Origin of the sequence: Sutterella faecalis (genome assembly GCF_006337085.1) — a bacterium.
GTDB classification, from domain to species: Bacteria; Pseudomonadota; Gammaproteobacteria; order Burkholderiales; family Burkholderiaceae_F; genus Sutterella; species Sutterella faecalis.
Genome location: NZ_CP040882.1, coordinates 296,974 through 311,201 on the forward strand (window position 1 = coordinate 296,974; position 14,228 = coordinate 311,201).

10 protein-coding genes are annotated in these 14,228 nt (G+C 58.0%); 6 read left to right on the forward strand and 4 right to left on the reverse strand.

Features of this window, described 5'->3' with window-relative positions; genetic code table 11:
• Positions 1 to 76: 76 nt before the first annotated feature.
• Positions 77 to 1,732, forward strand: a complete 1,656-nt coding sequence (locus FG381_RS01185; protein WP_165697875.1) for a transposase — start codon at positions 77 to 79, stop codon at positions 1,730 to 1,732.
• Positions 1,733 to 1,752: 20 nt separating this feature from the next.
• On the opposite strand, the gene FG381_RS12830 is transcribed toward FG381_RS01185, so the two are convergent.
• Positions 1,753 to 1,875 carry a hypothetical protein gene (locus tag FG381_RS12830; RefSeq protein ID WP_264297859.1) on the reverse strand — a complete coding sequence of 41 codons (123 nt, stop codon included), beginning with the start codon at positions 1,873 to 1,875 and terminating at the stop codon, positions 1,753 to 1,755.
• A 240-nt stretch (positions 1,876 to 2,115) separates the two neighbouring features.
• Positions 2,116 to 2,886: a basic amino acid ABC transporter substrate-binding protein gene (locus FG381_RS01190; RefSeq protein WP_139687151.1), complete on the reverse strand. Its 771-nt coding sequence runs from the start codon at positions 2,884 to 2,886 to the stop codon at positions 2,116 to 2,118.
• Positions 2,887 to 3,197: 311 nt separating this feature from the next.
• On the opposite strand from FG381_RS01190, the gene FG381_RS01195 reads away from it, so the two are divergent.
• The 3 genes from FG381_RS01195 to FG381_RS01205 all read left to right on the forward strand — a co-directional run bounded on the left by FG381_RS01195 (position 3,198) and on the right by FG381_RS01205 (position 7,585).
• Positions 3,198 to 4,565 (forward strand): IS110 family RNA-guided transposase, encoded by a 1,368-nt coding sequence (locus FG381_RS01195; protein WP_139687046.1) that lies wholly within the window; start codon positions 3,198 to 3,200, stop codon positions 4,563 to 4,565.
• Between the two features lie 460 nt (positions 4,566 to 5,025).
• A complete protein-coding gene (nikR, locus tag FG381_RS01200; protein ID WP_139687152.1) occupies positions 5,026 to 5,496 on the forward strand; it encodes a nickel-responsive transcriptional regulator NikR in 471 nt (156 codons plus the stop codon).
• Positions 5,497 to 5,956: 460 nt separating this feature from the next.
• Complete coding sequence (locus FG381_RS01205) at positions 5,957 to 7,585, forward strand: amidohydrolase (RefSeq protein WP_139687153.1); 1,629 nt, start codon at positions 5,957 to 5,959, stop codon at positions 7,583 to 7,585.
• Between the two features lie 89 nt (positions 7,586 to 7,674).
• Here FG381_RS01205 and FG381_RS01210 read toward each other — a convergent pair whose 3' ends face one another.
• Positions 7,675 to 8,280, reverse strand: coding sequence for a S24/S26 family peptidase (locus tag FG381_RS01210; RefSeq protein WP_139687154.1), 606 nt, complete (start codon positions 8,278 to 8,280; stop codon positions 7,675 to 7,677).
• A 268-nt stretch (positions 8,281 to 8,548) separates the two neighbouring features.
• A complete protein-coding gene (locus FG381_RS01215; RefSeq protein ID WP_139687155.1) occupies positions 8,549 to 10,165 on the reverse strand; it encodes an ABC transporter substrate-binding protein in 1,617 nt (538 codons plus the stop codon).
• Positions 10,166 to 10,932: 767 nt separating this feature from the next.
• Between FG381_RS01215 and FG381_RS01220 the strand changes: the two genes are divergently transcribed.
• Positions 10,933 to 11,985: an AAA family ATPase gene (locus tag FG381_RS01220; protein WP_139687156.1), complete on the forward strand. Its 1,053-nt coding sequence runs from the start codon at positions 10,933 to 10,935 to the stop codon at positions 11,983 to 11,985.
• The gene (locus FG381_RS01225; RefSeq protein WP_139687157.1) at positions 11,978 to 14,056 is read left to right on the forward strand and encodes a vWA domain-containing protein; all 2,079 of its coding nucleotides are present in this window, start codon (positions 11,978 to 11,980) and stop codon (positions 14,054 to 14,056) included. The genes FG381_RS01220 and FG381_RS01225 overlap by 8 nt, the downstream gene beginning before the upstream one ends.
• Positions 14,057 to 14,228 lie beyond the last annotated feature (172 nt).

The window sequence follows — 14,228 nt, forward strand, 5'->3', positions numbered from 1 at the left end:
CTTGAAAATTAATCCGAGAACATTGATTTCTATAGTGATTAGAACTATAATATATGATATTATCAAGGATATTTTCATGGCCGTTCCAGAGCACATCCGCAAGGTTCCGAGACCGCGCAATACCGTTGTCATCGACAGCGGCAGCAATGGCGCCAAGCGCTATGCGGTTCACAGTCGTCGGGCTTCCATATGCAAGCCCGGCTGCAACCCGCGCCCGGTGAACGGGCCGGTCATTGGGCACATCATTGACGGCAAGTTTGTGCCTCGCCAGTCCGCGGCGAGTCTTGCAGAAGACGGTCCCGACTATCTCTCTTACGGGGCCGCGGCACTGCTTCACGACGAACTTCGAGGGCTCGACGATGAGCTCTTCAAGGTCTACGAAGTCAAGGACGCCTGCATGATTCTTGCGCTCGCCTTGCTCCGCATTGAGCACAAGGGCATCAAGATCTCCCGATGCCGTCAGCATTACGAAAAGTCCTTCATCTCGGTTTTCTACCCCGGACTGCCTCTCTCTGAGAACACCATCAGCAAGTTCCTGAACCTGCTCGGCCAGGACGCCGGCAAGATGAATGCCTTCATCACTGCCCGGCTCGCCGCCGTCTGCAGGGATCACCACATCATCATTGATGGAACGCTCAAGCAGAACACAAGCATCGTCAATGATTTGTCTGCCTTCTCAAGAAAGGCTCGCGTCAAGGGCTGCAAAGAGATTTCCGTCCTCTACGCCTATGACCTTGAAGCACAGGAACCCTTGTGCGCACAGGTCTATCCGGGCAATATGATCGACGCCCGCGCCTACAGCTCATTCGTTTCGGAAAACAAAATCGAACGAGGCGTCCTGATCACGGACAAGGGATTCCCTCCCAAGGCAATTGAAGGCCTGCTCCGAAAGCATGAAGGGCTTCATTTCCTCACGCCGCTGAAGCGCTCGGACAAGAAGATTGCAGAGAACGCCATGCTCGATTTCGAGGATTGTCTGCGCGGCATTGATAAGCGCATCCGCTGCAAAAAGGTAAAGATGGGAAACGGGCGCTTCCTCTACTCCTTCAGGGATTCGTGGAAGGCTCAGGCGGAAGACAACTCCTTCATGGACCGCCAGCGCAGGAGCGATTCATACGACAAGAAGAACTACGATGAGCATTGCGGTTCGTATGGAACAATCGTCTTTGAGTCGGATCTCGACATGACGTGCGCTGAGGTCTACGCATGCTACGAACAGCGCTGGCAGCTTGAGATGTTCTTCGATGTTTACAAGAACAGCCTTGATTTCGGCGTAACCCGGGTCCAGTCCGACTACTCCGTCCGCGGATCCGAATTCGTAGACCTCATTGCCTCCATCCTGACATCCCGCATTGTGAAGCGCATGTCGAAGGCAGGAGTACTCGACAATGCAACATTCGGGGATGTCATGGACTCGCTCAGAACGTGCTGGCGCAATCGCAAGGCGCCGCGGGAGAGCCTGCCGCAGGTTGATGACGAATACTGGAATCGTCTGCTGAAGTGCGATGGAGAGCTGCTGGCGGCTTTGGAGCTCGCCTTGCCCGGCAAAGACAAAGCGCCGGATCCGAAAAAACGCGGCCGGCCGCGCAAAAAACCGGAACAGACGAAGGCACAGGAAGTAAACCCCCAGCCGAAACGCAAGCCGGGGCGCCCCAGAGTTCGGCCGATCATCTATGGGCCTCCTCGCCCAAGAGGTCGCCCTCGAAAGGAACGCTCTTCCGGCTCACTATAGTGGGAAGAATTGAGGTTCTTTTATTCAAAAGGCGGGAAGGTCGCGGAAGTTGCGACATTGAGTGTGGCGGCGGAGAGCGAACCGGCTATCGACATGGCGGTCGCAAAGGCGGCGGCGCAGAGCACAAAGTTCTTGAGTTGCATGATGGTTGTCCCGGTGACGATGAATCGGAAGAAGAGTGATGCGGCACGTATGAGTGTAGAGGAGACGGCTCCCACTGTTCGGCCTGAGCGCTGCTTTTTCGCTTTGAGCTGCCGACGAAAACAATAAACCAGGCTGAGTCGAGGCAGGTCTATTGATGAAATGTCAGCGCGCGGAAAAGAAATGCGCCCGAAAGGGTCTACCCGCGGGCGCATCTATTCAAGCCAATCGCTCAAGCCCCTTTAGGGGAGTTCGGGATCAGCCGGAACGCCGAACCACTTTTCGTGGAGCTTGTTGAAGGTGCCGTCAGCCTTCAGGTCCTTGAGGGCCTTGTCGATTTCACCCTTGAGCTTGGTGTTGTCCTTTGCCATGACCATGGCGAAAAGGTCGGCCGTGGCGATGGGCTTCAGATGCATCGTCTGAGCGGCGAGGTTCTTGTTCTGGGCAAGGATGTAGTCCGTCACGGGCTTGTCGTTGATGACGGCATCGGCATTGCCGGCGAGCATGTTGAGGATCGCGTCGCCCGCGGAATTGAAGGTCGAGACCTTGGCCCCCTTGATCTGCTTGGCGTAGGTCATCGAAGTCGTGCCGAGCTGAACGGAAATGCGCTTCCCTTCAAGGTCCTTGAAGTCGGCGATGCCCGTCGATCCCTTCGGCACCACGATCGTGAGGCCGGACTTATAGAAGGGGATCGAGAAGAGAACGCGCTTGCCGCGTTCGGGCGTGATCGAGAAGCCCGCTGCGCCCGTATCGAGGGTGCCCGAAAGAATGCCCGGAATGATCGCGTCGAAGCCGAGCGTTTCGAGCTTGAGGTCCTTGCCCATCTTCTGAGCCATGGCCTTCACGAGGTCAACCTCAAAACCCTGAACTTCACCGGTCTGAGAGTTGTAGAACTCAAAGGGCGGGAAGGTGCCTTCAGTGGCGACGCGCCAGGTGTCGGCGGCTGCGGATCCGCAAATCATGAGCGCGGCGACGCCGGCAAGAGCGGTGCGGGTGAAGGTAGAGAATTTCATGGGAGACTGCTCCAACAAATCGTGATGAGTAAAGGGCTTCCTCACCCTCTATCATGAAAGATGAGGAAGCCCTCGGCGCGCGACCTGTCTGCGTACGTTTTTTTGGTAACGTTTCTGACGCTTGCCGTCAAAAAATTGCAGCGGAACTTTCGCACCCTATATTGCTCTGTTCGCTGGCTTGAACGCTGGTGACTAGGCGTGTGGAAAAATGAGCGTAGCTTCCGGGTGGTTGCTGCGTCTACCTGTTTCTCCAACATCTTCGTGGTTGCCAGGGCTTCCTCGAACCCCAATCATTTCTTAATGGAGGGGCTATGAGTAAGTCTAACCGTACCGATACGCCATTGCGAGCTGCCCGTGCGCAGATCAGTAATCCCGAAATTACTGTTCACGCGATGTACCGCTCGGCAATAGGCATTGACGTTCATCTCAACCTACTCGTCTGCTGCCATCAGAAGCAGGTTGCAGGTCATCGTGAACAATCTGAGAGCCGGGATTTCAATACCGACCGCGCAAGCATCGATGCTTTCGCCGCCTGGTGCCGTGAATGCAATCCCGACATCATCCTTATGGAATCAACCGGGTCATTGTGGCAGAGCCCGTACGAAGCCCTCGAGAGAGCCGGCTTCACTTCTGAGCAGCTGGCTCTGATCAATGCCCGCGACGCCAAAGCGGCAGCCGGCCGCAAAACGGACCGCAAGGACGCATCACGTCTGGCGTCTCTTGCCCGAACGGGAAACTTCAAAAAATCCTTCGTGCCGGAGAAGGCCTTTCGTCTGCAGCGCGTCATTTCACGTGATCTGCAGAAGAACAGGAATGACATTTCCCGAACTTCCAATCGTTTCGGCAAGTCTCTGAATCTCACCGGATGCCGGCCTACAACGGTATTCAGCGACATCCGCGGAGGCAAAGCTGCCAGCCTCATCCTGATGGCCAAGCTCAGAGATGATCCGCACTTGTTTGATGTCATCAAGCAAAACAGCCGCCGGCTGCGGGCAAGCCCTGAGCAGATCATGCAGGCGCTCAACTTCGAAATCGAGCCGATGATGAAGGAGCAGATTCTGGCGCTCCGGAAAAAGATCGATCAGCTCGAGGAGTACGACCGAAGCACTTTCGAAAGGCTCCGCCAGCTGCAGGCTCCCTACGAGAAGGACATCCAGCTGCTCATTACCATAACGGGGATTCAGGAACGCTCGGCCCGCATGATTTACGCCGAACTCTGTGCGGATTTGAAGGACCACTTCCCCACGTCAGAGCAGTTTACTTCCTGGCTCGGCATTTGCCCGGGGGACAACACATCTGCCGGCAAACAGAAAAGTGGAAAATGCCCGAAAGGGAACAAACACCTGAGGCGCACGCTGATTGAAGCCGCCAGAGGACTTGTGGTCGGCGGTACCGCTGCGCTGAAGGAAAAATTCCAGGTGCTCAAGATGCGGCGCGGCTACAGGCGTGCCATGGTCGCCTTCGCACACCTGCTCGCACGCATCATTTATTCCGTTCTCACTCATCAGAAAGGCTTTGAGCCTTACCAGTCAACGGCGTTTCGGGACACCTTGATGGAACGAGCAAAGAACGGCGTAAAGCAGTTGCTGAAACTCAAAGGAACGAAATACGTGATCGCTGACGGCCTGGTTGTGGAGACGAAAACGGGTGCGATCCTAGGCGCAGTCGTCAGCAGTTAGCGTAGCTTCAGCAGCCTGAGAAGCAGCAGATACCATGCTGGACGTTCTTGTGAGAACGCCCGCAGGGAAGGTCGCGCGCCGAGGGCTTCCTATCTTTCGTGGAAAAAAAGCAGAAGGGCATACGGCCCGGGAAACCTGGATTGCCTCGCCGGGTTTCTTCAGCTTCCCGGCTTGGGTTCGATCAATATAGGGATCAAAACGTTCTCTGCGGGGCCTCAGGGACCGTGCGGGGGAAGAGAAATGCGCATTGTTTTGAGCGCTTCCCGACTGAACTAGGGCCCGCGCATTAGTTGATGAAAAAGTTTTGAGAAAAGCGCTCGATTTGTCGACAAGTGCCGCTCCGTCCCGAAAGCCGCATCAGGCACCGGCGCTCTTCCCGCCGGAGCGGCGTTTTCGAAGCGTTTCCGCAGATGCCCGAATCGCCTTCCTTCCGCTATGCTTTGCCTGAAGGAGACAAGCCATGCAGCGCATTACGCTTTCGATTGATGACGATCTTGCGGACTACTTTGTCCGCTATGCAGAGGAGCGGGGCTACCGCAACCGCTCCGAAGCGATGCGCGACATCCTGCGCAATCTCGCTTCGAGCGAGGAACTCGAGGATCCCGCGCCGGGAACGTTCTGCGTGGGCGTTGCGAGCTACATCTACGATCATCACGAACGGCAGCTTGCGATGCGGCTTACTGAACTTCAGCATGAGCACGGGGATCTGGTGATCTCCCAGATGCATGCGCACGTCAATGGCGACGATTGTCTCGAGACCGTATTCCTCAGGGGGCCGGTCGAAGCGGTGCGCGGCTTTGCCGATGCGCTCGTGGCCGAACCCGGGGTTCGTCACGGACACGTCAACATCATTCCCGCCGAGAACTCGGTGCATGCGCATCACGGGCACGTGCATCGGCATGCCGACGGAACGGTGCATTCGCACGAATGACGAAAACAAAACGGCGCAGAAAAGAACGGCCCCGATTAGTCCGTTCAAGACGAACTTCCGTCCCTTTCTGCGCCGGGATTCATTCTGCCTAAAAATGGAGCGCTTAACGTTTACAAGGAATATTTTTTCTTTCGTAACGTCAAATGCGCCCGAATCTTCTTCGTGGCCTGAGGTCATGAGGCATAAGGGATGGGGGATTTTCCCTAGCGGAAATTTGCCCGGCCGGCAGATTTCTTGTTTGAAGCCTCAAGCAAGCCATCCTCACTCGTTGAGGTGAAGAAAAACGCGGTCTTACAGTCACTTCTGCGCTCCCGTGCGGGCTTTCCTTTAGCCCGGCGAATCTCTCGGATATTCTGTTGATGCGGAGCCGCTCCGGCGCACCTACAATTACGCGGCGATTCTCACGCCCGAAGAACCTCTGCGGACGCGAGGAGCCTGATTTTCAAGAGAGACTTCATCCATGCCACGCATTCATTACGCCAACGTCTGCGCCTTCTGCGGCCGCACCGGCCGCCCGTTCCTCACGGACTTTACGGTTGAGGACGGCTTTTTCATTGATGCGGAGAAGCCGATTGCCGACGGCGACGAAATCCGTACGGTCGACATGCGGGGCGCATTTGTAATGCCGGCATTTCTCGATGTGCATGCGCATCCGGAAGGGCTTGCGATGACGCTCTCTGCCGTTCCCTGCACGCCGCCCGAGGTCCGCTCGATCGACGATCTTGTCGCGGCGCTTAAAAAATCTCCCAATGCGCTGTCGGGCGAAGGCTGGATCGACGGCTGGGGGTACGACGAGAGCCTCCTTGCGGAGAAGCGCTCTCCCACCCGCACCGATCTGGATCGGGTGAGCACGACGCAGCCGGTCTGGATCCGCCGCTCCGACTACCATTCAGCCGTCGTTAATTCAAAGGCGCTTGAGCTCGCCGGGATCGACCGCAATACGCCCGATCCGGAGGGCGGCGCATTCGGCCGCGATGAAGACGGGAACCCCGACGGCCGTCTGATTGAGCTTGGAGCCGTCAACTATGTCGAAGCCAGGGCGCGGCCGCCGAAGACCTTCGAAAAGGATGTCGAATCGATTCTGAAGCTCGGAGACCATTATCTTCATCACGGCATTCTCGTCACGGCCGACATGATGGCGCATAGAAGAGCGCCGGGACAGACGGAGCCGCTCGCGCTTTATCGTGCTGCCGAGAACCGGGGCCTCCCCGTTGAAATGAATCTTTATGCCGTCTGGACCGGCGGAGAAAATCCTGAGGGCATGGAGGACTTTTCTGATGATGAGAAGCAGGGCGCAATCCGTTATGCCGGCGTGAAGCTCTTTGCCGACGGATCCATTTCCGGCCGCACGGCCGCGGTGCGCAATCCCTATGTGCTCCCGGAAGGGGCTCCCGAACCCGAATTCCCCTCGGGGATGATGACGCTCACGGAACCGGTCTTCAGAGCCGCGATGGCCTTTGCAAGAAGAAATTCCGTACAGTGCGCCATTCACATCATGGGAGACCGTTCCATTGATGCGGTGCTCGACTGGCTTTCAACGGAGTCTCCGTGGCTTTCGGATGTGCCTTCCGTGAGGCTCGAGCACGTGAGCATGATGCGTCCCGACCAGCTCGAAAAAATGCTTGCGCTTCCCATCCGGCCCGCACTTACGACCCAGATCATCTTCCCGTTTGCCGAGTGGAGAAGCTACCACGCAGCCCTCACGCAGAAGGATTTCAGCGTCTGCTACGCCGTGAAGACGCTGTCCGAGAAGGTCGAGGCAATGGCGCTTTCATCCGATGCCCCGTGCACGACCTGGAGCGATACGGACGATATCTTTGTGTCTCTTGAGGCTGCGGTGACGCGCCGGGACTCTGACGGCGGCTACTTCAATCCCTCGGAGGCCGTTTCCATCGGCACCGCGCTTTCGCTCTACACGAGCCGCGCCGCCCTTGTGATGCCCGAGCGCGGCATTGTCGGGGCGATCGAACCCGGAGCCCGCGCCAATTTCATCACCTTGTCGGCCAATCCCTTCATGATTGCGCCTTCGAAGCTTCGCGACCTTCGCGTCACCGGCGTCTGGAAGGACGGGAAGCGCCTCCTCGGGTGAGGCTGGAAAAAAGGCCTGATGCCGGCTCTGAACCGGGCGTCTCCTGCAGCTTAAGCTCGGCAGCTTTCCGCAGGAAGCGCCCGAAGGCATTATTTCGCCGGCTTCACAATGTATTGAAGGACGCCAAGAATGCGTTCACCCGTGCAGACGGAAGCGGGAGATCGTCTGGCAATTGCATCTCCGGCTCCGGTTTCAAGCAGCATGAGCCGTTCTTCCCGGGCGTCAAGGCGCATGAGAAGATCCGGGTGCGCATTGACGACAAGGAGGTCTCCCTGGTCGATTCCGGCTTCTGCGAGCGCGTTGTCGGGCGCAAAGAGAAAGAGCGTGTGCCCGGCATTTTCTTCAATCAGGTCATTGAGTCTCAGCGTTCCGGCTTTTCCGTAATCTGAGAACGCTGCGTCCGGCGACCCCGATCGCACGGGGAAGGACTGAAGCGCAAGGCCGCCAAGTTCAATGCCCGCACCTTCGGCAGCTTTAATGAAGCTTTCGCGCCTTTCACTCAGCTTTCTGAGCTCAAGCTCGGCTCTCAGCCACTTCGGTCCGCCGGCAGTTCTGAAGGCTTCCGCCTGGGCTGGCGTCACGCAGACCTGAATCGTTTTCGTGAGACCCTCGCCCCAGCCGGGCTTTCTTCCTGCCCCTATGCGGTAGCCGCCTCTTCCGGGGCGTTCTTTAGGGTTGGATTTTTTTAATGCCATGTCAAAGGAGTCTCCATCAGGAGGGTTGGCTGGGATTAAGGAACAGGGGATTGAATCTCCATTCCTATAATCTCAGTTTAGCAAGGAAACACCTTTACGAAGCGCATAAAAAGCCAAATAGAACAAATGTATCAATTTACTCTGTTCTTTGATTTAATCCCATATTAATCAGTCGTTCGCTTATGATGTTTAACGATGAAAAATATTTTGATAATCGTCTGCATTGAATATGAAAATTGAATTCGTTATTCAAAAATAAGTCGGAAGATTATTTTTCCGGATGCCATTCAGCCTTAATGAAATCGATGCCGCCATCCGGGGTCGCCGTGAATCCGGAAAGCTCTTCGCGCCAGGCTGCTGCGGTATCTTCGAGGATCAGCCAGACGTAAGGCGCGTCGCTGCGGATGCGTTCCTGGATGCCGGCATAGACCTTCCGGGATTCAACTTCGTCGTTGATTGAGAGCGCTTCGTCAAGCAGTCTGTCTACTTCCGGGTTTCGATAGTAGGCAGTGTTGAAGAGCACCGGCGGCATGCTCGGGCCGTAATAGAGGGGGCGAAGCGACCAGTCGGCGTCGGATGAGGCGGCCCAGCCCGTGTAGTAGAGCTCAAGCGCTGAATCCTCCGGGCGCTTCACGTTGTGGATGCGCGCCACGCGTTCTCCAGCTTCGAGAACCGTAATCTTCACGCGCACGCCGACCAGCGCGAGCTGCTGCTGAACAACCTGCACGGCCTTGATGGACGCCGAGTCGTTGTAGGCGCACCAGAGGTTGATGTCGAACCCGTCGGGGTAGCCCGCTTCCCTGAGAAGCGCCCTGGCTTTTTCGGGATCATAGGGCCAGGAGCCGATCAGCAGAGCATTGGGAATGGAGGGCGGCATCACGCCGCCCGCAGGCCGGGCGTATCCCCGATAGGCCGCCTTAACGATCGCTTCGCGGCTGATCGCATAGTTGAGGGCTTCGCGCACCTTCAGGTCGCTCATGGGCTTCTTCATCGTGTTCATCGCGATGAAGCGCATGACGGTGGAGGGCTTGCGGGAGATGAAGAGGTTCTTCTGACGGTTGATTTCGTCCGCCGACTCGTAGGGCATGGGGAAGATGAAGTCGGCTTCCCCCGTTCTCAGCATTGCCGCGCGCGTGTGGTTTTCGGGAACCGGGACGAAGCGGATCCCGGAAAGCTTCGGCCACCCGGCGTCCCAGTAGTCCTTTCGCCTTTCAACCTCGAGAAGTTCCGATGGGTTGTAGCTCTTAAGCTGATAAGGCCCCGTTCCGCAGGGCTTCTGTGCAAGATTCCAGCCGGGATTCATCAGGGCCGAGGGGCAGACCATGGAGAGAATGCCGCCCGCCATGCGGCGCTTCATGGGCGCAAGGGGCTTCTTCAGGTGAATCGTGAGTTCGTAGAGGTCTGTCGCATCCGCGCGAACGATTTCCCCGAACATGGCCGAGCGGCCGAGCCGCGTGGGATCGTGGATGAGGTGATCGATGTTGGCCTTGGCGGCATGCGCGTCGAAAATCTCGCCGTTCGAAAACCTGACGCCCTCGCGGAGCTTGATGACCCAGGTGAGGCCGTCCTTGCTCGGCGTTGCCTCGAGCGCCAGGGCGGGCTCCACTTCCATTTTGGAATTCAGACGGAAGAAGCCCTCATAGAAAGCCTTCATGACCTGACGCGAAAGCTTGTCCGTGGCGTTGTAGGGGTCGAGCGTCGTAAAGCCCGAACCGACGGCTGCCGTTACGACCTTGGCGGAGACGCCCGGAGGGAGAGCGGAATGGTCGTCTTTTTGAAAGTCAAAGAGCTTCAGCGCTTCTGCGGAAAGCGATGTCAGGAGAAGCGCATTCAAAAGAAGCAATTTTGCAGCGAGCGTCTTCTTCCTTGTTGCAGGGAAAAGCATGAGAGCGTGTCGGGTCCGGAATGGTTCTTGGTATTGGCGGCCATTCTACCGAGTGCGCGCAGGGCGGTTCGCCGACTTTGCACGAAATGTTCGTAAGCAGCAGGAATGAAGCTGTCAATATGACGGGGAGTGCGCAGCCTGACGCAGCAGGTTCAGGTTTTCTCGTCTTTCGGAACCCGGCTGTCAGGTGCTCAATGCGGGTGCTTCGGCAATCTGATAGCAAGTACGATGCCGGCGACAGCTACGGCCGCGCAGAAAATCGCCGTAAGAATCCAAACAGTCATTCTTTCCTCTCCACAAAACAAGAGATAACGCCGCTTGCCGAAATGCAGCCTGCATCTGAAATCAGACCGATTGTATGTCCTTGGAAAAGCCCGACAGCAAGGCTCGCGAGGCTCATTTTCTCAGGGAAGCCAGCTGCAAGCTTGGCCAGTGCTCGGCTCTAATTCATTGAAATTCTCATAAAAATCTCTGTTTCAATTATTGCATAAAGGATTTGGGTGCTCTTAAAGGAGCTCGCAAGGATGTCGCTTTTGCGTCGACCGTAAACGCAGCGGTTTTGCACAATAACCTATTCTTTGGCATCATTCGGAGGCTTTCAGCCTGACGATCTGCAGCGCCAGGACTCCGGTCAAACATCTGCACATTCACAATTCGAGCCCCTGAGGGCGTTCGCCCTCAGGAGGATCCGGCTTTGCTGCCGGGATTCATCGGGGGACGTGCGTCTCCCTTTCGGACGGCTCCTTATTCTTTAAGGAACCTTCATCATGATGAATCCCGTTCACGAATCCCGATTCCTCCCCGCCGGCCAATTCGGCAGCCATCTGGCGCATCTTCCTGCCGGGAGGGGCTATCTGAGAAATACGCTCTCAAGGGATGCGGTCAGCCGCATCCCGCGGGAAAATCCCGCTTATCGCTTTTCGGCCACGCTCTACCTCGATTTCATCACCTGGTGGAATATGGGGGACGCCGAGCCGCTTCTCATCACCGGACCTGCGGGTTCGGGGAAAACAAGCGCAGTGCTCGAGTTCGCTGCCCGTCTTTCGGTACCGGTCGTTTCCTTTACGGCCAGGCCCCGGATGGACCGCAGGGAGCTTGTAGGCCGCTGGGTGCTTGCACCCGAAGGCGGCATGCGCTGGATTGACGGTCCGGCAGCGCTCGCCTGGAAGCATGGGTGGCTTCTTCTCGTCAATGAGTTTTCAGCGGCTCCCGCTGAAACCTGGGTTTCCGCCAATGATCTTCTTGAGGGGCTTCCTCTCGAGAACGATCAGACGGGGGAAAGAATCGAGCGCCACCCCAACGCGCGCATCGTCTTCACCGACAATACGCGCGGTCATGCGAGCGAATCGGAAGCCGGCTACTTCGGGCGCGAAATGCAGGACCGGTCGGTCATCGACCGGCTCTGGCACATTCGCTTCGAAGGGCTCGCTGAAGACGAGGAAGCGGAAGTCCTCATGAAGGAATTTCCGCCCGAGCTTGTTCGCGAGGCTGGGGTTGAGGAGGCGATGGAAGTTGCCCGCATTCTCGCCCGCGCGGGCGCGGAAACGCGGGCCTCATCCGCTCATGACGCCCTGGGACTCCGGTCGAAAACGATTGCGCTTTCGCACCGGGTTCTGCGGCGCACGGGCGCTCTGATGCTCTCCTACATTGCGGGGAGAGTGCCCGAGCTCCATGATCCGGTCGAATGGTCTCTTGACCGTGCGGCGGGTCATGCGCTTGACCGCCCGGTAAGAAATGCGCTCATTACGTACATGAAGACCGTTCTCGGGGGAAGGCTCGCCGACCTCCGGAACCTCCGCAGGGAGACGAGTCATGCGTAACGACGTCGGAAGTCTTCCGCTTCTCGAAACGCTCGCAAAGCCGTCCACGTCCGAAGAAGCTGAGCTTTTCGCCGGCATCGGCGAACTCCTCAGGCTTCGTGCGGGGCTCCATACGGGGCTCGAGCGGAGAAAAGCCAATGAAATCGACCGGCGCATCAGAGCGCTCGTCAACGATTATCGGCGGCTTCGCGACCGCAACCGTCTCTGGGGAGCGGCAGAGCCGCTTCTCAACCATCGGGCGGAAGCGATGGGGCTTTCTCCCGAGGAGGCGCGCAGGTCTTCCCGGCTTGAAGCGCTTCTCGCGCTCCCGGCGCTTTGCCGCCGGGACGGGATCAAAATCCGCTTTTCGGGCACGCCCCGGACAGATGGAAAAACGATCTGGCTCGGAAGCGTCGATCTCTCGCACCCGGCTGCGCCCGTGTACGTATTCGGACACGGCATCCATGAACGCACTCACGTGCTTCATACGGACTTCCGTGGGGCTGAAGGACTCTCTCAGCGGGCATTTGCCCTCACGAACCTCTTTGAGGACGTGAGGATAGATGCCATTGGAGAATCCGAATGCCGCGGATACCGATTCTGGAGGGAGGCGCTCCTCGCGCTACTCTGCCGAACGGGCGAGGCGGTCTTTCTCTCCGACGACCCGATGCGGCCGGCCTCTGAGGTCTTCCTCGCGTGGCTTCATGCCGAGCTTCTCGAAAAGATGCTTCAAATGAAGCTTCCCGACGGGATCCTCGAAGCCGTGCGGCTCGAGGCTTCCCGCCGCTTCGGGCGTGCGTTTCTGAAGGATGCGCTGGGGCTCGCCCTCAGACGCTTTCCTCTCAGCAGCACCTTCGACGCGGCGGCGCTCGCGATCGAGTTCGAGGAATTTCTCTCGGACGCGGCGCTCGTTGAAGCGCGCGTCGAAAGAGAGGTAGAGAGAGAGCGGGAAACGAGGGCTTCGAAACAGGGAGTCCGGCAGAGAGACTGTGAAAAGTCTCGGCGCATCAGCAACGGGGAGGGCATCGCGCTCTCCCTTTTTGATGATGGGTCTCTCACTTCCGGAGCCTCTCCAGCCCGGTCTTCCCCGAAACGGGATGTCTACCCGGCAGTGCTTCGTCTCAGCGACGAAAGAAACTGGCGGGGGAATTCCCGGCCGCTCGAAGGCGGACTCGCCATGGAGCGTCTGGAGGAGCTCATCAGCCTTCCCGAGAGCGCCATGCCCGATATCGAAGCCGTTGAGGAAACCCATGCCGAAACCCTTCGCCGGCACGAAAACGTGCCCGAAGGAAGCGGCAATGCTTCGGGCGGCCTTTTGCCGAGGCTCGCAAAGCTCTCGGACATTCGGACCGCTCAGAAGGCGTTCGATGCCGCATGGGACGAAACTTCGCCCTTTGCAATGGGGCTCGCGGACCTCCTGAAGCGCCGGCTTCCGGCCGACGAAGGCGGAGCCCGGACGGGCTTCGACATCGACGACCGCGAGGTCGACCGCGCATTGACGGGCGACGACCGCATCTTCGTGAGAGAGGGGAAAAGAAAGGCGAGAAAAATCGCCTGCGAAATTCTCCTTGATCTCTCGGGATCACTCGGAGAGCGGGGCGGGGCAGTGCTTCGCGCTGCGGCCGCGAGGCTCGAAGGTGGTTTGAAGCGCCTTCCCGGGGCTGCGGCGCGAACGGCCGTATTCCCGAACGAGCGCGGCACGGGACCCTTTCTCGCGTCAGACTGGAAGTCCTCTTCCCTCGAAACGCGCGGGATTCTCCGTGCCATGCCTTCAAGGGGCCCCACTCCGGTGGGGCAGAGCCTCCTCTGGGCGCTTCAGACGCTCGCTTCCCGCCCAGAACCCGCGAAGCTTCTCTTTCTCCTCACCGACGGCGTCTTCGACGCCGGCGAATACCGGGGAGAAGTCGAGGCGCTCGCGATGGCGGGAATTGAGCTGGCGACGCTCGTGCTCTGCGACCCCGATCTGCCGGAGGCCGAAATCGGTCCGAGGAACGCGATCGGGAGCGAAACACGATTCGTCCGCTCCATCGACGAAATCCCGGAGGCCATCCACGGGCTTCTCCTGGGTCTCAAAAAACGGGACGCCTTCTGATCGGGGATCTTCCCTGACGCGTATTTCTCTTAAAACTTCTCTTGCGAACGGGGTTTGCTTCTTTTCTCCTTACGGGTCGGCCATTGATTTCCTGAATGGCCCGCCCTGAAGGGGGAGGGAAGCAGCCCCGTCGTTTTTTGCTGAGACCGCAAAACGTGCGGGTTCGCTTAAG

Excerpts from the sequence above, each read along its gene's own strand:
- nikR (WP_139687152.1), top strand. The coding sequence starts at position 5,026 with ATGCAGCGCATTACGCTTTCGATTGATGACGATCTTGCGGACTACTTT.
- FG381_RS01220 (WP_139687156.1), top strand. The coding sequence starts at position 10,933 with ATGATGAATCCCGTTCACGAATCCCGATTCCTCCCCGCCGGCCAATTC.
- FG381_RS01205 (WP_139687153.1), top strand. The coding sequence starts at position 5,957 with ATGCCACGCATTCATTACGCCAACGTCTGCGCCTTCTGCGGCCGCACC.
- FG381_RS01195 (WP_139687046.1), top strand. The coding sequence starts at position 3,198 with ATGAGTAAGTCTAACCGTACCGATACGCCATTGCGAGCTGCCCGTGCG.
- FG381_RS01190 (WP_139687151.1), bottom strand. The coding sequence starts at position 2,886 with ATGAAATTCTCTACCTTCACCCGCACCGCTCTTGCCGGCGTCGCCGCG.
- FG381_RS01185 (WP_165697875.1), top strand. The coding sequence starts at position 77 with ATGGCCGTTCCAGAGCACATCCGCAAGGTTCCGAGACCGCGCAATACC.
- FG381_RS01215 (WP_139687155.1), bottom strand. The coding sequence starts at position 10,165 with ATGCTTTTCCCTGCAACAAGGAAGAAGACGCTCGCTGCAAAATTGCTT.
- FG381_RS12830 (WP_264297859.1), bottom strand. The coding sequence starts at position 1,875 with ATGCAACTCAAGAACTTTGTGCTCTGCGCCGCCGCCTTTGCGACCGCC.
- FG381_RS01210 (WP_139687154.1), bottom strand. The coding sequence starts at position 8,280 with ATGGCATTAAAAAAATCCAACCCTAAAGAACGCCCCGGAAGAGGCGGC.
- FG381_RS01225 (WP_139687157.1), top strand. The coding sequence starts at position 11,978 with ATGCGTAACGACGTCGGAAGTCTTCCGCTTCTCGAAACGCTCGCAAAG.